The 16,962-nt window shown below is 70.8% G+C and carries 15 protein-coding genes; 6 read left to right on the top strand and 9 right to left on the bottom strand.

Annotated elements, in window-relative coordinates; all coding sequences use genetic code 11:
* Positions 1-23: 23 nt before the first annotated feature.
* Positions 24-800 carry a bleomycin resistance protein gene (locus tag BHU15_RS03800; RefSeq protein WP_069625854.1) on the top strand — a complete coding sequence of 259 codons (777 nt, stop codon included), beginning with the start codon at positions 24-26 and terminating at the stop codon, positions 798-800.
* A gap of 16 nt (positions 801-816) precedes the next feature.
* Here the strand turns inward: BHU15_RS03800 and BHU15_RS03795 are convergent, their stop codons facing one another.
* Together BHU15_RS03795 and BHU15_RS03790 are read right to left on the bottom strand one after the other, a co-directional pair.
* Positions 817-2,274: an aldehyde dehydrogenase family protein gene (locus BHU15_RS03795; protein ID WP_069625853.1), complete on the bottom strand. Its 1,458-nt coding sequence runs from the start codon at positions 2,272-2,274 to the stop codon at positions 817-819.
* A 218-nt stretch (positions 2,275-2,492) separates the two neighbouring features.
* On the bottom strand, positions 2,493-3,374 hold the full coding sequence (locus BHU15_RS03790) for a Sco1979 family transcriptional regulator (RefSeq protein ID WP_247748555.1): 882 nt from the start codon (positions 3,372-3,374) through the stop codon (positions 2,493-2,495).
* Between the two features lie 336 nt (positions 3,375-3,710).
* Between BHU15_RS03790 and BHU15_RS03785 the strand changes: the two genes are divergently transcribed.
* A complete protein-coding gene (locus BHU15_RS03785; RefSeq protein ID WP_031230204.1) occupies positions 3,711-4,205 on the top strand; it encodes an ATP-binding protein in 495 nt (164 codons plus the stop codon).
* Positions 4,206-4,291: 86 nt separating this feature from the next.
* Here BHU15_RS03785 and BHU15_RS03780 read toward each other — a convergent pair whose 3' ends face one another.
* Positions 4,292-4,528: a DUF397 domain-containing protein gene (locus tag BHU15_RS03780; protein ID WP_031230206.1), complete on the bottom strand. Its 237-nt coding sequence runs from the start codon at positions 4,526-4,528 to the stop codon at positions 4,292-4,294.
* 264 nt (positions 4,529-4,792) lie between these two features.
* Here BHU15_RS03780 and BHU15_RS03775 point away from each other — a divergent pair, with 264 nt between their 5' ends.
* Positions 4,793-5,287, top strand: coding sequence for a hypothetical protein (locus BHU15_RS03775; RefSeq protein WP_069625851.1), 495 nt, complete (start codon positions 4,793-4,795; stop codon positions 5,285-5,287).
* 55 nt (positions 5,288-5,342) lie between these two features.
* Here BHU15_RS03775 and BHU15_RS03770 read toward each other — a convergent pair whose 3' ends face one another.
* On the bottom strand, positions 5,343-6,572 hold the full coding sequence (locus BHU15_RS03770) for a DUF2786 domain-containing protein (protein ID WP_069625850.1): 1,230 nt from the start codon (positions 6,570-6,572) through the stop codon (positions 5,343-5,345).
* 248 nt (positions 6,573-6,820) lie between these two features.
* Between BHU15_RS03770 and BHU15_RS03765 the strand changes: the two genes are divergently transcribed.
* Complete coding sequence (locus BHU15_RS03765; RefSeq protein WP_069625849.1) at positions 6,821-7,387, top strand: sugar O-acetyltransferase; 567 nt, start codon at positions 6,821-6,823, stop codon at positions 7,385-7,387.
* An 18-nt stretch (positions 7,388-7,405) separates the two neighbouring features.
* Here the strand turns inward: BHU15_RS03765 and BHU15_RS03760 are convergent, their stop codons facing one another.
* Together BHU15_RS03760 and BHU15_RS03755 are read right to left on the bottom strand one after the other, a co-directional pair.
* Entirely contained in the window at positions 7,406-8,389 is a 984-nt protein-coding gene (locus BHU15_RS03760) for an SDR family NAD(P)-dependent oxidoreductase (RefSeq protein WP_069625848.1), read from the bottom strand.
* A gap of 214 nt (positions 8,390-8,603) precedes the next feature.
* Entirely contained in the window at positions 8,604-9,518 is a 915-nt protein-coding gene (locus BHU15_RS03755; RefSeq protein WP_069625847.1) for an NADP-dependent oxidoreductase, read from the bottom strand.
* 183 nt (positions 9,519-9,701) lie between these two features.
* On the opposite strand from BHU15_RS03755, the gene BHU15_RS03750 reads away from it, so the two are divergent.
* Both BHU15_RS03750 and BHU15_RS03745 read left to right on the top strand, forming a co-directional pair.
* Positions 9,702-11,408: a bifunctional 3'-5' exonuclease/DNA polymerase gene (locus BHU15_RS03750; RefSeq protein ID WP_069625846.1), complete on the top strand. Its 1,707-nt coding sequence runs from the start codon at positions 9,702-9,704 to the stop codon at positions 11,406-11,408.
* 154 nt (positions 11,409-11,562) lie between these two features.
* Positions 11,563-11,964 (top strand): VOC family protein, encoded by a 402-nt coding sequence (locus BHU15_RS03745; protein ID WP_069625845.1) that lies wholly within the window; start codon positions 11,563-11,565, stop codon positions 11,962-11,964.
* An 84-nt stretch (positions 11,965-12,048) separates the two neighbouring features.
* Here the strand turns inward: BHU15_RS03745 and BHU15_RS03740 are convergent, their stop codons facing one another.
* From BHU15_RS03740 to BHU15_RS03730, 3 genes are all read right to left on the bottom strand, one after another.
* Positions 12,049-13,641, bottom strand: a complete 1,593-nt coding sequence (locus BHU15_RS03740) for a glycoside hydrolase family 3 protein (RefSeq protein ID WP_069625844.1) — start codon at positions 13,639-13,641, stop codon at positions 12,049-12,051.
* Between the two features lie 231 nt (positions 13,642-13,872).
* Positions 13,873-14,514, bottom strand: a complete 642-nt coding sequence (locus tag BHU15_RS03735; RefSeq protein WP_069625843.1) for a GNAT family N-acetyltransferase — start codon at positions 14,512-14,514, stop codon at positions 13,873-13,875.
* A gap of 101 nt (positions 14,515-14,615) precedes the next feature.
* Positions 14,616-16,962 (bottom strand): ABC transporter permease (locus tag BHU15_RS03730; protein WP_069625842.1); only part of this gene is annotated, 2,347 nt, incomplete at its 5' end.

Raw genomic sequence — 16,962 nt, 5'->3', positions numbered from 1 at the left:
CAACTTTGACTAGACTACTCGACATGACAGAGAAGACCATCCCGCTCCTCCCGTGTCAGACCATCCAACCCGTAGTCGACTTCTACTCGGCACTCGGCTTCGAGATCACCTTCATACAGAAGAGCCCCTACGCCTACGCGGTCGTCGAGCGCGGGAACGTGGAGCTCCAGTTCTTCGGAATGAAGAAGTACGAGCCCACCGAGTCGATCAGCGGCTGCTACGTGCTGACCGACGACGTCGACGGGATGTACGGCGCCTTCCGGGCCGGGCTCAAGGCGGCGTACGGGAAGATCCCGACGCGGGGGCTGCCCCGGATCGGGCCGGTCAAGGACATGTCGTACGGCGTACGGCAGTTCCTCATGACGGATCCGGCCGGCAACACCCTCAGGATCGGGCAGCCGAACGACGCCGGGAGCGACGGGCACCACCAGCCCCCTCCCAAGGAGCCGTACGCGCGCGCACTCCACCTGGCGGTCGCCTTCGCCGATTCGAAGCAGGATCTCGGGGCCGCCGTGAAGATCCTCGACCGTGCGCTCACGGACGCCGCGGTGAGCGACGACGGCCTCGGTAAGGAGGGCGCGTCGCCGACGCCCGTCCAGCTCTACCGGATGCTCGTACTGCGCGGCGACATCGCGCAGCGCCTGGACGACACGGAGGAGGCGCGCGGCTTCCTCGACAGGGCCGCCGCCGTCGAGCTGACGGAGGTGGAGCGCGCCGAGGTGGGGGACGACCGGGGGCGGGCCGCGGAGGTGCGGGAATCACTCCCCGAGCGGCGAGACGTCCCGGAAGAGAACCGGTAGCCCGGCCGCCTCCGGCTCAGAACGGGAAGCTGGAGCGCCCGTGCTGCACCGAGATCCACTTCCTGGTCGTGAAGGCGTCGACCAGGCCGTCGGTGTTCATCCACTCGGGCCCGGAGTACTTCTCGCCGCCGAAGGGGACGACCGGCTCGTCGTGGCCGGTGCCGTCGTTGACGTGGAGCATGGCGGTGTTGATCCGCCGCGCGACCCGGACGCCCCGCTCGACGTCACCGGTGTGGATCGAACCGCTGAGCCCGCACCGGGTGTCGTTGGCGATCCTGACCGCCTCGTCCACGCTGTCGAACGCCAGCAGGATCGCGACCGGGCCGAGTATCTCCTGGGTCAGAACGGGCGAGTCGGGCGCCAGATCGGTCAGCACGGTCGGGGTGACGAGATTGCCGTCGACGGTGCCGCGCACCAGCGCGGTCGCACCCGCCTCGACGGTCTCGTCGACCAGCGCGCCGACCGCGTCGGCCTGCTGGGAGCTGATGAGCGGGCCGACGACCGTCTTCGGGTCGGCCGGGTCCCCGACGGTCAGCGTCCTGACCTTGGCGACGAACTTCTCGGTGAACTCCTGCTCCACCGCGCGGTCGAGGAGGATGCGGTTGGCCGCCATGCAGACGGGGCCCTGATACGCGTACCGGCTGAAGACCGCCGCTTCGACCGCGTTGTCGATGTCGGCGTCCGCGAGCACGATCAGCGCGCTGTTGCCGCCGAGGTCGAGCACGGAGCGCTTGAAGTTCTTCGCGCAGACGACGGCGACGTGCCGTCCCACCCGGTCGGAGCCGGAGAAGGAGATGACCTTCGGTATCGGATGCTCGATCAGCGCGTCGTCGATCTCGGCGATATCGGTGATGACGACGTTCAGCAGTCCGGCGGGCAGGCCCGCGTCCTCGAACACCTTGGCCACCAGCGACCCGCCGCAGATCGGTGTGTTCTGGTGCGGCTTCAGTACGACGGCGTTGCCGAGCGCCAGAGCCGGGGCGACCGCCTTGAGGGACAGCAGGAACGGGAAGTTGAACGGGCTGATGACACCGACCACGCCGACGGGCACGCGGTGGAGCCTGTTCTCGGTGCCGTCCACGGGCGAGGGGAGTATCCGGCCTTCGGGGTGCAGCGTGAGCTGTACGGCCTCGCGAAGGAGTTCCTTGGCCTGGCGCAGCTCGAACGCCGCTTTCAGGCGCGTACCGCCGAGTTCGGCGATGATCGCCTCGGTGATCTCCTCCTCGCGGTCCTCGACGACGCGCAGGGCGCGTTCGAGGATCTGCCGCCTGGCGTACGGGTTGGTCGCCGCCCAGGTCGTCTGCGCGCGCTCGGCCGCCCGGTACGCCTGGTCCACCTCGTCGGCCGTCGCCACCGCGATCGAGGCCAGCTTCTCGCCGTTGTAGGGATTGAAATCGATGATGTCCCACGAGCCACTGCCGGGCCGCCACTCGCCGTCGATGTACTGCTGGTCGAGTTCGGCGAAGAAGGACATGTGATCCCTAACCTCAGAACCGGAAACTGATGTCACGTCATCATACTTACGCCCCAGCAGAGTCAAGGGTCTTCGAGAACGTCCGAATCCCGTCTCTCGCTTGGCCGTACAACATCGGTCGTTCGTGATCATTCACGATCGCCCGCCGGTCGTTCTCGTTCGATCGCGCGCGCTCAGGAGCACGTTCAGGGTGTGTTCGGGGCACGTGCGGAGCGCGTTCAGGAGAGTTGCAGCAGCCCTCGCAGCAGATCACGGCTCTCGGCGGGCCCGAGGCTGTCCTCGTGCAGGCGCGTCATCACCCGTTCGTACTGGGTGACTTCCTCCCGCTTGTCGAGATACAGCGCGCTCGTGAGCTGTTCCAGGTAGACGAGGTCGGACAGGTCGGACTCGGGGAAGCGCAGCATCGTGAAGGCGCCGCTCTCGCCCGCGTGCCCGCCGAAGCTGAACGGCATCACCTGGAGGGTCACCGTCGGATGCTCGGAGATCTCGATGAGATGGGCCAACTGGCCGCGCATCACGTCACGGTCGCCGTACGGGCGGCGCAGCGCGGCCTCGTCCAGCACCGCGTGGAGGCGCGGGGCGCGCTCGGAGACGAGCACCTTCTGGCGCTCCTGGCGCAGCGCCACACGGCGGTCGATCTCCGCCTGGGGGGCGTTGGGGATGCCGCGCTTGACGACGGCGTGCGCGTACGCCTCCGTCTGCAACAGGCCGTGCACGAACTGGACTTCGTAGATCCGGATCAACGAGGCGGCGCCTTCGAGTCCGATGTACGTCTGGAACCAGCCGGGCAGGACGTCGCCGAAGCTCTGCCACCAGCCGGCGACGTTGGCCTCACGGGCGAGACCGATCAGGGACCCTCGCTCCATCTCGTCGGCGACTCCGTAGAGCGTCAACAGGTCCTCGATGTCCCTGGACTTGAAACTCACCCGCCCCAACTCCATACGGCTGATCTTGGACTCGGACGCGCGGATCGAGTAACCGGCCGCCTCGCGCGTGATGCCGCGCGACTCACGCAGCCGCCTCAGCTGCGAGCCCAGCAGTATGCGCCGCACCACGGATCCGCCCGGTTCCACTGCGGTCACGTCTCCAACCCTCCCCATACGGTCCATCTCCCACTATTTGTCCCACGTCGCCCTCGGAGCACCCCCGAACCCTGAGAGCCGGATTGTGCCATCAAACGCATCAGCCCGTACTCATTCGATTACAGAAATGAGAAGCCTTTGGGAAGAGCGGGAAAGTAGTCAAGAGAAGAAATAATCCTGAACGCCACATTCTCGGACGAGTCGGGCGCGTGCACGTGCATCTGCCCTTGCATCTGCCCTGCGCATTGGGAACCATGGTCCTCGCCGCACCTGCGTGCTCGTTCGTGTTTGACGTGTTGTGACGCTGTACCACCGCAGTATCGCTACGGCCGCGAATCCCGGGGAGTGCCTCGCATGGGGACGAATGGATCGACCGTGCTCGAGCCGTTAAGGCAGGGGCTTCCGCCGATCGATCCCGCAGCCGTCTCCAGCTCGGCGTCCTGCGCACTGCCCGCCCGCTACGAAGCGGTGCGCGGCGCGCGGCAGTTCACCCGGACGACGCTCTGCCAGTGGGAACTTGACGACCGTTTCGACGATGTCGCGCTGGTCGTCTCCGAACTCGTCACCAACGCGCTGCGGCACGCCCTCCCCTCGGACACCCCGCGCGAACCGCAGGAACCGCCCGTACGGCTGCATCTGATGCGCTGGACGACCCGGCTGGTCTGCGCGGTACGCGATCCCAGTCACGCAGGCCCCACGGCGCGCGAGTCGGACGAGGATTTCGCCGCGGAGTCCGGCCGGGGGCTGTTCCTGGTGGACTCGTTCAGCGATACGTGGGGCTGGCATCCGCTCGCCGGCTCGCTGCACGGCAAGGTGGTCTGGGCGCTGTTCCGGCTACGGGCCGAGTGACGGCGAGCGGCTTGCCGGTCGACGGCCGGACGGCTTGAAGACCGGACGGCTTGAAGACGCGACGCGCGATGCGTGACGGCGTGGTCTCAGGCCGTCAGGTGATCGAATTCCCCGTCCTTGACACCCGCCAGCATGGCCACGATCTCGGCCCGGGTGTACACGAGGGCGGGTCCTTCGGGGTGGCGTGAATTCCGGACCGCCACTCCCCCGCCCGGCAGTTTGGCGAACTCGACGCAGGAGCCCTGCGAATTGCTGTGCCTGCTCTTCTGCCAGACGACTCCGTGAAGCTCGGTGGCCGCCATGCCGTTGTACGCGTGGTGCACAGGACGCTCCCCGAGTTGCATGGTGCAAGTGTCAACTAGCTCGGATCATAGCTGTGTTCACATGCCAATGCATGAGCAGATGCACGTGCACGGGGGGTGTTCCCTTGACTACAGGCTTGCGAACGTATTGCCTCATTCGTTGAGACGAACGGAAAGCCCTTTCGGTGCCAGTGTTTCCGGTACTCGTCCGGAACTCGCCGACGCAGTTCGCGGCGGCCGTCCTGGTAGCTTGGCGCGGTCGTGGAACTGAAGGGGGACAGAGACATGCACAAGCTCGTACGAAGCGGCGTCGCGGCTGCCGGACTCGTGGTCGCGCTCACTCTCGGCGGCTGTGGCGGCGGTGACAGCGGTGACGACTCCGGCAAGGACAAGAGCAGTGGCGCACCGGCCCCGAGCGCGTCGGAGGACGCCGGTGGCGACGAGGCCGCCCCGGACGCCACCACCACCGCCGACAGCCTCGAAGGCAGCTGGGCGGGGATGACGGAGGGCAAGGCCGTCGCGCTGTCCGTCAAGGAGGGCAAGGCCGCTCTCATCGCCGACGAGCACATCTGCCAGGGCGCGGTCGAGGACATGGGCGGCGAGCCGATGCTGTCGCTCAAGTGCGCCGACGGGAACACCGACCGGACGATGGGGTCGATCGATTCCAACGACGGGAAGACACTGGTGCTTTCGTGGGAAGGCGGCACGAAGGACAGCCTCGCCAAAACGGATCCCGGCAAACTGCCCGATGAGCTGCCGACCGGCATCCCGGCGCCCTGACGGAGACCGCTTTCTCTTGAAAGGGGCGCCGGGTCACCTGAACCTGGCGCCCTCTTTATGAGGAGGTGACGCGGGCCCGGTCGGCCGCCGCCCTGCCGTGCGCCCACCCTTCGCCGTCGGTCACACCACGCACCCTCGTCCGCACCGTTTCGGGGAACATCCGCTCCGCGCGATCGGTGACCGCCATGTCCCGTGCCGCCAGGACGGGCAGCAACCGCCCTCCCCCGCCGGCCGTCAGAGCGGGGTCCCCGGTGCTCGGACCGACCGTCTCGCCGTTCGCGGCCCGTGCCGCGTCGGCGGCGATCTGTTCGGCCGTGGCCTGCTCGGCGGTGGCCGCGAGCCGTTCGCCGATCCGGTGGGCGTACGCCATGAGGAACGACTGCCGGAAAGTCTTCGTCCGCTTGCGGCCCGACGCCCGCTGGGCGGCTTCCGCACGGGTCATCGCTCCGGTCCCCTGCACGAGCAGCGACGTGTACAGCAGCTCCACCACCTCCAAATCAGGCTCAAAACCGACCACGGTGGAGAAGCCGAATCCGCTGTTCCACACCGCCTGGCAGCGGTTGGCGGACGCCACGGCGTCGAGCAGGATCGCCTTCGCGCTCTCGTACGGAGCGTCCACCCCGATCCGGCACGCGGCCGGTACGTCGGCGCTGTGGGCTCGGTCGGCGAGCAGGGCCTCGTCGATGCTGTGCCGGGCCATCAGCTCCTGCGCCTTGGCGCTCAGCGCCTCGGCCTCCTCCGGGAAGTCGGTGCCCTCCGCCTTGGCGAGCAGGGCGCGGATGCGGGTGAGCATGCGCGGCTCGCCGTCGGCGGCCGGGAGGTGGACGGGGGTGCCGGGCACCGGTCCCACGGCCTCGATCGCCGGCAGTCGTACGAGCAGCCGGTACAGCTCCAGGGCGGTGGTCGCGGAGGAGAAGCGGTCGGTGGACCGGGGCGCGGTGCCGCTCCCGCGGTCGGCTTCGAGGTCGGCCGCGATGTCCGTGAGCTGGGCGCCCCAGCGGGGGGCCACCCGTTCGTACCGGACGGCCTCCGTCGCGATCAGCTCGGCGACCAGACGCGTGTGCGGCTCGTCGAGGTCGCGGCGGACGATCCGTACGACGTCGGCGGGCTGCCAGCCGCGCTCCCAGGCGCGGCGCAGGAACTCCGTACCCCGTCGGCGCAGTTCGGTGTCGGCGGCCGGGTCGGCGGCGAGCAGCGAGGCGCCGGTGTCCAGGCCCCTGCCGTCGTCCGCCGCCGGGTCGGCGTAGAGCGCGGCGGCGAAGGCGCCTTCGACCGTGCCTGGCATGAGAACCGTCTCCCCTTGTCCCTTGATCGTCAGGGCTGATCAGCCGCTTGACCGGCCGCCCCTGGCCGTCGCGGCGACGGGCCACCGTCCATGGTTCCAGAGGACGAGTTATCCACAGGTTGTGCATATCGAACTACTGCACGACCTGCACGGTAGCCCGTCTGTCCACAGGGTGAGGGGGTTCCGTCCCGCGATCCGGCGCCTCGTCCTACCGTGGTGGAACTCCCGACGAAAGGACGCGCACGCAGATGGGCGAGAACAAGAAGCTGATGCAGGCCGGCGAGTGGTATCTGCCGGACGACGAGGAGCTGGAGGCCGAGTCGCGACGGCGGGCCGACCTGTGCTCCGCGTACAACGGCACCAGCGGCCAGGGGCTGCCCGACGCGGAGGGGCGCGAGCGGATCCTGGGCGAGCTGCTGGGGTCGGTGGCCGAGGACGTACGGATCCGGCCCCCGTTCAACTGCGACTTCGGGACGTACATCAGCATCGGCGCCCGTACGTTCATCAACTTCGGCGCGGTCTTCCTCGACTGCGCGCCGATCACCGTCGGCTCCGACGTCCAGATCGGCCCGAACGTCCAACTCCTCACGCCCACCCATGAACTCGACACCGAGCGCCGCCGGGCGGGCTGGGAGCGGGCGTCTCCCGTGACCATCGGCGACAACGTCTGGCTGGGCGCCGGCGTGATCGTCTGCCCCGGCGTGACGATCGGCGAGAACACGGTGGTGGGCGCGGGATCCGTGGTCACGAAGAACCTCCCGGCCGGGGTGCTGGCGGTCGGCAACCCGGCGCGGGTGGTCCGCGAACTGGGGTAGGTCCTGGCGCCCGGACCTCTACCGAAGGCCGGGGCCGGGGCCGAATCCGAGGGACGGGTCGGCGCCGGTCAGTTCGCAACTGGCGTCCCACAGACGGGCCGCCACGGCCGCGTCGGTCAGATGGCCCTTGACCGGCTCGGCCCGGGGCCTGCCGCGCAGACCGAAGACCCGTGGCCCCCAGAGCTGCCCTCCCCTCACCTCGGGGTCCAGGACGGCACGCACGGCGGGCCAGGCGCCGGCCTCCTTGCCCTGGACGAGGAGACCGGCGGGCAGCGCGCGCAGGCGCGCACCGGCGGTACGGACGTGGACCGGCGGGCGGGAGGGGGTGAGGGAGTCCAGCGCGCCTCCCGGGTGCGCCAGCACGCTCAGCACCGTGCTGTTCGCGGCGCGCAGCCGGCGGTCGAGTTCGAGGCCGAAGTACATCTGCGCCAGCTTCGACCGGCCGTAGGTGCGCTTGGGCCGGTAGTCCTCGGTGGACTGGAGGTCGGCCAGGTCCAGCCGCTCGGACTTCGCCGCGAAGCTGCCGACCGTCACGACGCGACCGGCGGGCGCGGCGGCCAGCAGGGGCGCCAGCCACTGGGTCAGCAGGAAGTGGCCGAGGTGATTGGTGCCGAACATCAGCTCGTCGCCGTGCGCGGTCTCGCGGCGCGGCGGATCGTCGAGCGCCACCCCGGCGTTGTGGACGACCGCGTCGAGACGGTCGACGTCCAGGCTGTCCACCGAGGTCTTGATGGAGGCCGGATCGGCGAGATCGAGCGGAAGATGGCGGACGTCGGCGGAGGGTACGCGGGAGCGGATCGAGACCAGGGCGGCTGCCGCCTTGTCGGGGCTGCGGCTGCCGAGCACGACCGTGGCCCCGGTGCCCGCGAGCTGCTCCGCGACGAAGTAGCCGATCCCCGCGTTGCCGCCGGTGACCAGGAAGGTCCGGCCCCGGGCCGCGGGCGGCCGGTGAACGTCCCAGCGGTGGTCGCCGGAGCGGGACGGGCCGGATCGGGAAGACATGGGTGGCGGGCTCCTCGTACTCGGAACGGCCGGCCCGCTGTCCGGCGGGCCGGCTGGAGGTGGGCGGGGCGGGACGCCCACACACGGCGCCCGCACCCCGTCCCACCGCTCCAAGGCTCGCAGCGGCGACCGACAGAGGGCTGACAGACCCCCGACATCGACGCCGCGAGGCCTCAGCTCCGCCCGTCCCGTCCCGCACCCGGGGGCCGTCAGGTCACGGCTTGATGATCAGCTTGCCGCGCGTGTGGCCCGACTCGCTCGCCGACTGGGCCCTGGCCCCCTCCGCCAGCGGGTACGTCTGCGCCACCAGGACGCGCAGCGTGCCGTCCGCCGCCAGTCGGGCCTGCTCGGTGAGGCCGGCGCGGCTCTCCTCCGGGGTCGAGCCGCCCGAGGAGAACACCACGCCGTGTTCGGCGGCCGTCGGGTCGGCGATCGTGATGATGCGGTCGGTCGTGCCGCCGCGCAGGGTGATCGAGTCCGGCAGGGCGCCCTTGCCCGCGGCGTCGAAGACCGCGTCCACGCCCTGGGGCGCGACGGCCCGTACGCGCTCGACCAGGCCGTCGCCGTACGTCACCGGGGTGGCGCCGAGCAGCCGTACGTAGTCGTGGTTGGCCGGGGACGCGGTGCCGACGACCGTCGCGCCGCGCGCGGCGGCGAGCTGGACGGCCATCGAGCCGACCGAGCCGGCCGCGCCGTGCACGAGAACGGTCTCGCCCTCCTTCAGGGCCAGGTCGTCGAGGACCCGCCGGGCCGTCTCACCGGCGACCGGCAGCGCCGCCGCCACGTCCCAGCTCAGCCCGGCCGGCTTCGGCACGACGAGGGTGGCCAGCGCGTACTGCGCGTAGGCACCGCCGACGGACCAGCCGAGGACCTCGTCTCCTACGGAGAGTCCGATGACGCCGTCGCCGACGGCGTCCACGACTCCGGAGAACTCGGTGCCGGGAACGGCGGGGAAATGTGTCGGGAAGACCTCGTCCATCCAGCCCTTACGGATCTTCCAGTCGGCCGGGTTGACGCCCGCCGCCCGCACGGACGCGCGGATCTGGCCCGGCGCCGGTTCCGGCTGCTCGATGTCCGTGAGCTGAAGCACCTCAGGACCGCCGTACTCCTCGAAAACGATCGCCTGCATGTCGGCCTCCGTAGAGCAATGTCGATGTGTGCGGTGTTCGGTGTCAGGTGTCCGGGGTGGGTCTTTTTCTTGTGAGTCCTTTCGATGGTCTCTGTCGACAGCCCCGTCCGCCTCTCGAAACGGGTCCGTCCGGCGCCCTCGCGCACCGGCCCGTTGTCAGACCCGGCTGGGAGACTCGGACCCGTGATCGGACGGTGGGCTCTGGCCCCGGCGGAGGGCGGCGGCGCGTGGCTCGCGCCGCTGGGCGCTGACGGGCGCCCCGCCGGTCCCGTGCTGCGCGAGCCCGATCTCGCCGAGGCCGTCAGAGCGCGGCTGCCCGAGGTGACGCGGTGGGTGTGGCGGTCCACCGCCGAGCTGGCGCCCCGGCTGCTGGCCGCGGGGGTGCGGGTGGAGCGGTGTTACGACATCGAGGCGGCGGAGCTGCTGCTGCTCGGCCACGAGGGGCGGCTCGGCGAGCCCAGGTCGGCGGCGGCGGCCTGGGCGCGGCTGCGGCGGGGGCCCGTACCGCCGGATCCGCCGGCGCGCTCCGCCGAGCCGGGTTCGCAGTCCTCGCTCTTCGAGCCGCAGGCGGGGGCGGAGATCTCCTTCGACGGGCTGCTGGAGGTGTACGCGGAGCAGCAGCGGCGGCACGACGCGGCGGAGCATCCGGACCGGATGCGGCTGCTGACGGCCTCGGAGTCGGCGGGCATGCTGGTGGCCGCCGAGATGCACGGCGCGGGTCTGCCGTGGCGGGCGGATGTGCACCGTGAGCTGCTGGACGGGCTGCTGGGCGAGCGGTACGCGGGCGGGGGTGAGCCACGGCGGCTGGCCGAGCTGGCCGACCAGGTCTCGGCGGCGTTCGGGCGTCGCGTACGGCCCGACCTCCCGGCGGACGTGGTGAAGGCGTTCACGCGGGCGGGCATCAAGGTGAGATCGACGCGGCGGTGGGAGCTGGAGGAGATCGACCATCCGGCGGTGGCTCCGCTGATCGAGTACAAGAAGCTGTACCGCATCTGGACCGCGCACGGCTGGAGCTGGCTCCAGGACTGGGTGCGGGACGGGCGTTTCCGGCCGGAGTATCTGCCGGGCGGTACGGTCTCCGGCCGCTGGACGACCAACGGCGGCGGCGCGTTGCAGATCCCGCGCGTCATACGGGGAGCGGTCGTCGCCGACGACGGGTGGCGGCTGGTGGTGGCGGACGCCGACCAGATGGAGCCGAGGGTGCTGGCCGCGATCTCGCGCGACCGGGGGCTGATGGAGGTCGCCGGGCACGACGACGATCTGTACAAGGTGCTGTCGGACCGGGCGTTCGCCGGTGACCGCGCGCAGGCCAAGCTGGCGCTGCTGGGCGCGATCTACGGCCAGACGTCGGGCGACGGCCTGAAGAATCTGGCCGCCCTGCGAAGACGGTTCCCCCGGGCCGTCGCGTACGTCGACGACGCGGCGCGGGCGGGCGAGGAGGGCCGCCTCGTACGGACGTGGCTGGGCCGGACGAGTCCGCCGGCGGCCGGTTCGGAGGACGGCGGCGAGGCGGGCATCCCGCAGGAGGCCGACGACCCGTCGTCCGGTGAAGTCCCCTCCGGCGGGGGCGGGTTCACCCCCGGGTACGCGTCGTCGAACGCCCGCGCGCGGGGGCGCTTCACCCGGAATTTCGTGGTGCAGGGCAGCGCGGCGGACTGGGCGCTGCTGATGCTGGCGGCGCTGCGGAGCGCGACTGCGGACATGCGGGCCGAGCTGGTCTTCTTCCAGCACGACGAGGTGATCGTGCACTGTCCGCTGGCGGAGGCGGCGGAGGTGGCGGTGGCGATCCGCGAGGCGGGTGAGCTGGCGGGCCGGATCGCGTTCGGCCCGACGCCGGTGCGGTTTCCGTTCACGACGGCGACGGTGGAGCGGTACTCGGAAGCCAAGTGAGAAGGCAGGGAAGAAGGCAGGCGAGGACACTGGCCGTAAAGGGGTTGGAGCCGTACTCCCCGGGCGTTTACGATCCTCGGTGGGCATCGCGCGTTGGTCACCGGCTGGGTGAAGCGTGGAGGTTCCCGTGAGATGCCTCTGGAGGCATTCCACTGTGTCAGTAGAGCTGAATCACACGATCGTTCACTCCCGGGACAACCGGGCTTCCGCCGAATTCCTGGCGCACATCCTGGATCTGGAGATCGGCACCGAATGGGGCCCCTTCATTCCGGTCGACACCGGTAACGGCGTCACTCTCGACTTCGCGACTGTCGGTCAGGAGTCCATCACTCCGCAGCATTACGCCTTCCTGGTGCCCGAAGAGGATTTCGACGGGATCTTCGGGCGGATCAAGGACGCCGGACTCGATTTCTTCGGCGATCCGCACGGCAAGCTGCCGGGCCAGATCAATCACAACCACGGCGGACGGGGCGTGTATTTCCTCGATCCGACGGGTCACTACCTGGAAGTGATCACGCAGCCGTACGACAACGTCGTACCGGACGCGGCCGAGTAGACATCCAGGGCGGCATCTAGGGCGGGGCCTGACTCCGCCGGCGTGTGTGGGGGATTCCCGGGGCCCGGGCTCCCCCACACGCGGTCAGCGGCGCCCCGCCAGGAACTCGGCCGCCGCGAGACCCGAGACGCGCGTCGCGCCGTGGGTAATCAGGTGGACGGCGCCGGGCGCCGTGCCGTTCGGTACGCCCATCTCCACGACCACCGCGTCGGGCCGGCTGCCGAGCAGCCGGTTCATCGCCGCCGACATCCAGTCGTGGCGCGCCGCGTCGCGCACGACGACGACCAGCGAACGCTCCGCCGCCGGGTCGAGCACCTTGCGCTCCAGCAGATCCGGCAGACCCGACCGGTCAGGCCGGTCCGGCAGGTCCGGGAGGTCCGCCAGGTCCGACAGTTCCCCGGACTCGGCGAGGTCGGCCTCCGTCAGCCGTACGGATGTCGTGCCGGGCAGCAGATCGCTCAGCGGGGCCGCCACGCCCCACGGGGTCTGCCCGTCGACGGCCAGGTTCATCGTCGGTGACAGCTCCACCACGTGCGGCGCCCCGACGAGCGGCAGCACCGACTCCCGGCCCTGCTCGGTCCGTACGCGCAGCGCGCGCCGGGCGGCGACGAGACCGATGTCGGACGCGGCATCGTCGGCGGCCACGGCGCGCATCCGGCTGCCCGACCAGGCGGCGAACTCCGCGACCCGCGCCGCCGCTTCGCAGATCCGGGCCTCGGGGAGGGTGCCGTCGAGCACGGCCCCCACGAGGGCTTCGGTGAGCTGGTGGAAGGTGGCCTCACCGGCGTGCTCGCCGCCGACGCACACCGCGTCGGCCCCGCCGGTGACCGCCCGTACGGTGGCCCCGTCGATGCCGTAGCGGGCGGTGACCGCGCTCATCTCGATGCCGTCCGTCACCACCAGGCCGTCGAAGCCCAGTTCGCCGCGGAGCAGGTCCACGAGGATGCGGGGGCTCAGGGTGGCGGGCAGTTCGGGGTCGTACGCGGGCGCGAGGAGGTGTGCGGTCATCACCACGCGTACGCCCGCCTCCATCGCGGCGACGAACGGCGGCAGGGCGGTGGCGGCGATCTCCTCGGCGCTGGCCGAGACCTGGGGCAGACCGTGGTGGGAGTCGACGGCGGTGTCCCCGTGGCCGGGGAAGTGCTTGGCGCAGGCGGCGACACCGGCCGACTGGAGTCCGCGGACCCAGGCGGCGGTGTGCCGGGAGACGACGTCCGTACGGGCGCCGAAGGAGCGGGCGCCGATGACGGGGTTGAGGGGGTTGGAGTTGACGTCGGCGCTGGGCGCGTAGTTGAGGGAGATGCCGGCGGCGTGGAGTTCGCGGCCGATGTCGCGGGCGACGGACTCGGTCAGGTCGATGTCGTCGACGGCGCCGAGCGCGAGATTGCCCGGCCGGGACGCGCCGGTCCAGGCTTCGAGCCGGGTGACGTCGCCGGCCTCCTCGTCGATGGCGATGATCAGGTCGCGGTTCTCCGCGCGTAGCTGGGCGGTGAGGCGCGCGACCTGTTCGGGGTCGACGATGTTCCGGCCGAACAGGACGACGGAGGTGAGACCGTCGGCGATGGCCCGGCGGACCCAGTCGGGCACGGTCGTGCCCACGAACCCTGGCTGGAGCACCGTCCCCGCGAGACGCGTCAGTTGCTGGTGACGGCTGCTCGGCCGGCTGCTCGACTGCATGCGGGTCCTCCGAAGGCGCATCGCTCGGCGGCCGGCCGCAGCGAACCGCCTTGGAACTTGGTACAGGCCAATCGGGATGTTGGCTTAGACCAATAGCCGTGTCAAGGACGTATCGGACCATCGCGTTGTACGAACTCGACCCGGAAGCTGATGGATTAGCCCGTTCATGAATGTTTGGTGAGTCTTCGAAGGAGCGGATGGGCAGGGCTGCCGTGGGGACGCCCCTTCCCCCTACAGCCCGAAGAGCGCCAACGACGGCTCCAGGCCGTGCAGTTCGACCTGCACCGTACGATGCGCCTCCCACCCCGCGCGGTCCAGGCGCAGCCGCCGGTGGTCGCGCGCCTCCCCGCGTACGCTCACCACCTCCCGCCCGTCGGGCCGGTAGCCGAGCTTTTCCGACACCCGCAGCGACCGCGCGTTGTCGGCCATCGCCCCCGATGTCATGAAGCGGGCCCCCAGCCCCTCGAACGCCAGATGCAGCACCGCCGCCCGCATCTCCGTACCGATGCCGCGCCCCTGGTACGCCTGCCCCAGCCACGAACCGGTGTGCGCCTCACCGGTCACCGCGAAGTCCGTCGCCCCCAGGTCCTGGCGCCCGACCACCTTTCCTTCCCAGCTGACGGCCAGGCCCAGCGACCACTTGCGGGGAGTCCAGCCCGCGACGGTGCCGAGCAGATGCTGGAAGGTCGCCCGCGCCCGCTCCTCGGGGCTCACGTCGGTCCACGCCGCGACGAACGGCATCCGGTCCTCGTCGTGCACCCCGGCCGCGGCGACGGCCGCCAGTCGCGACAGCTCGTCGAGATCCGGGAGGCGCAGCTCAAGGCGCGGGGTGGTGATCCGGAGGTCGTACAGGGGCCAGACGGCAGGTTCCATGACGAGAGCCTGCCGAACCGGCGGCCGTCGCGTCGACCGGATTACGCGGCGGGCCGGGTCCGTACGGCCCGGCCCGCACCCGGCCCGGCCCCAGGCCCCCGCTACTCCGTACGCAGACCCTCCGTACGCATCATCCGCCACAGTGGTGGCAGGCTCGCCAGCGTGACCAGCAGGATCACCGAGGCGCCGACCGCCGCGTACGGTACGAAGACCCACCAGTCGCCCATCGACTTGTCGATGATGCCCAGCATGAATCTGCCGAGCACGAGCCCGCCGGCGACCGCGAGGGCCGTGCCCAGCAGCACCGGCACCGCCGTCTGCCACAGCACCGACCAGACCAGCGTCCGGCGCCGGGTACCGAACGCCACCAGGACGGACAACAGACGCTTGCGCTCACGCAGTTGCTCGATCTGGGAGACCAGCAGGCTGGCCGCGATCAGCATCATCGTGAGGGTGCCGCCCACCAGGAGGCCGCCCTGCACGCTCTCGTACTGCTTGTCGCGCTCCAGGTCCATCAGCGGGTTGATGCGCAGCGTCGGGTCGATCGCCGCCGCCGTGCCGCGTACGTACTCCGCCGCGTCCGGCACCGACCGGTCGATCTTGATGGACGCCCTGGCCGTGGCACCGGGCAGTTTCACCGAGCCGAGCGCGCCCGGCGTGGCGAGGATGCCGTCGTGCACGTCGCCCATCGGATCCGGGAACGTGACGACGGTACGGGCCGACTCGGGCACCGTCCACAGCACGGGCTTGCCCTTCCCCTCCCCGTAGTCCCCGGTCAGGTCGATGGGCCTGCCCGGGGCTGCGGCCTGGTCGGTGTTGTCGTTCTGCCGCTTCACCCCGTCCGACCCGACCTTCTTGGCGGCCCTGGCGTCGAGGTGCCCCAGGAAGGCGTCCCCGTCCCGGCAGGTGGGCAGTTCGGCGATCTCCCGCAGCATCGCGCAACTGCCCACCGTGAGGGTGGTGATGGGCTGCCAGCCGTGCTCCGTGGGAGCGCCGGTGCCGGCCACATAGGCCTCGACGGTGCCGATGACCTTGTCGACGCCCTTCGTGTCACGGAAGTCCTGGATCATCCGCTCCGCGAGCGCGGAGTCGCCGTAGTCGCTGGTGACGTAGAAGTCGGCCCGGTCGGTGTCCTGCCCGGTGATCTCCAGGAAGTCCTTCTGCATGACGCCGAACATCATCTGAAGGGCGATGGCGCCGGCCACCGCGACGGTGATGCCGCTCACCGCCCGCGCCGCCGTACCGCTGCTCAACTGAAGCCTGCGGGTGGCAAGTTGCCAGGACACCGGCCCGCCGCGCAGCCGTGAGACGGCCAGTTCGACGAGCCAGGGCAGCAGCCCGGCGAGCCCGATCAGCACACACGCGGACCCGACGGCGATGGGCAGCGCCCCGCCCGTCTGCGTCATGGTGTCCAGGCTCCCGGCGGTCGACAGGATGCCGACGCCGAGCAGGGGCAGCAGCAGCCGCCACCACAGCCGTCGCCGGCGCGGTCCGGTGTCGCGTACGACTCCGAGCGGTTCGATGGCCACCGAACTCAGCGCGACCTGGGTGACCAGGACGGCGGCGACCGGCACCGCGAGCACGATGAGCAGCGCCAGCAGCGGCACCGGGGTGATGTCGGACGGGAAGGCGCTGTACCCCCAGAGCCGTACGTGGCCCACGATCTGGCACACGATCAGGAAGAACACGACGCCGACGGCCAGCCCGGCCACCGTCCCGGCCAGGGCCTCCCCCGCCGCGATACGCCGCACCGTCCTGACCTCGGCCCCCACCAGCCGCAGAGCGGCCAGTCTGCGGTCCCTGCGTTCGCCGCCGAAACGGACGGCCGTGGCGATGAAGATGACCACCGGTACGAGAAGCACCACGCACATCAGGCTGACCAGCGCGACGAGCAGCGGGTCGAGCGGGGGCGTGGACTCGTCGAGTCCGTAGCCGGGCGACCGGATGCCGACGCCGTCGACCTTCAGCGTCGAACTGCCCGCGTAGAAGAGCAGTTCACCGGGGTCGACCAGACCGGCGTCCCCGATCGTGCCGACGATCCGGTCGTCGAGCCGCTGCGCCAGCAGCGCGCCTTCCGAGGAGGCGAGCAGGTCGCGCAGCGCGGGCGAGACGACCATCTCGCCGGGGCCGGGGATCTTCGCGACCCCCGGCGGCGGGGGCGCGTCGGCGCCTTCCGCCCGCAGCACCCGGCCGCCGACCGGGTCGCCGCGGTACTCGGTGCTCGCCTCGGCCCAGAGGAAGGTGGTGGGCGTGCTGCCCTTGTCGACCGCCTGAGAGGTGGCTTTCAAGGTGGCGCGCGCCGCGTCGCGGCTCTCGCGCGCGTCGAGGAGATGCGGGACGGCTGCGGCGGCGAGGAGCAGCGCGACGCCGAGCCCGACGCCGACGGCGGTCAGCGCCGTACGGGTCCAGCCCTCGCGTCCGCCGGACACGGCGAAGCGCATGCCGAGC

This window comes from Streptomyces niveus, from assembly GCF_001723055.1.
Classification (GTDB): domain Bacteria; phylum Actinomycetota; class Actinomycetes; order Streptomycetales; family Streptomycetaceae; genus Streptomyces; species Streptomyces niveus.
Note: the sequence above shows the minus strand (reverse complement) of the source record. Positions and strands in the feature narration are given on the sequence as shown.

Excerpts from the sequence above, each read along its gene's own strand:
- BHU15_RS03765 (WP_069625849.1), top strand. The coding sequence starts at position 6,821 with ATGGGCGAGAACAAGAAGCTGATGCAGGCCGGCGAGTGGTATCTGCCG.
- BHU15_RS03795 (WP_069625853.1), bottom strand. The coding sequence starts at position 2,274 with ATGTCCTTCTTCGCCGAACTCGACCAGCAGTACATCGACGGCGAGTGG.
- BHU15_RS03775 (WP_069625851.1), top strand. The coding sequence starts at position 4,793 with ATGCACAAGCTCGTACGAAGCGGCGTCGCGGCTGCCGGACTCGTGGTC.
- BHU15_RS03760 (WP_069625848.1), bottom strand. The coding sequence starts at position 8,389 with ATGTCTTCCCGATCCGGCCCGTCCCGCTCCGGCGACCACCGCTGGGAC.
- BHU15_RS03755 (WP_069625847.1), bottom strand. The coding sequence starts at position 9,518 with ATGCAGGCGATCGTTTTCGAGGAGTACGGCGGTCCTGAGGTGCTTCAG.
- BHU15_RS03740 (WP_069625844.1), bottom strand. The coding sequence starts at position 13,641 with ATGCAGTCGAGCAGCCGGCCGAGCAGCCGTCACCAGCAACTGACGCGT.
- BHU15_RS03785 (WP_031230204.1), top strand. The coding sequence starts at position 3,711 with ATGGGGACGAATGGATCGACCGTGCTCGAGCCGTTAAGGCAGGGGCTT.
- BHU15_RS03770 (WP_069625850.1), bottom strand. The coding sequence starts at position 6,572 with ATGCCAGGCACGGTCGAAGGCGCCTTCGCCGCCGCGCTCTACGCCGAC.
- BHU15_RS03800 (WP_069625854.1), top strand. The coding sequence starts at position 24 with ATGACAGAGAAGACCATCCCGCTCCTCCCGTGTCAGACCATCCAACCC.
- BHU15_RS03735 (WP_069625843.1), bottom strand. The coding sequence starts at position 14,514 with ATGGAACCTGCCGTCTGGCCCCTGTACGACCTCCGGATCACCACCCCG.
- BHU15_RS03790 (WP_247748555.1), bottom strand. The coding sequence starts at position 3,374 with ATGGGGAGGGTTGGAGACGTGACCGCAGTGGAACCGGGCGGATCCGTG.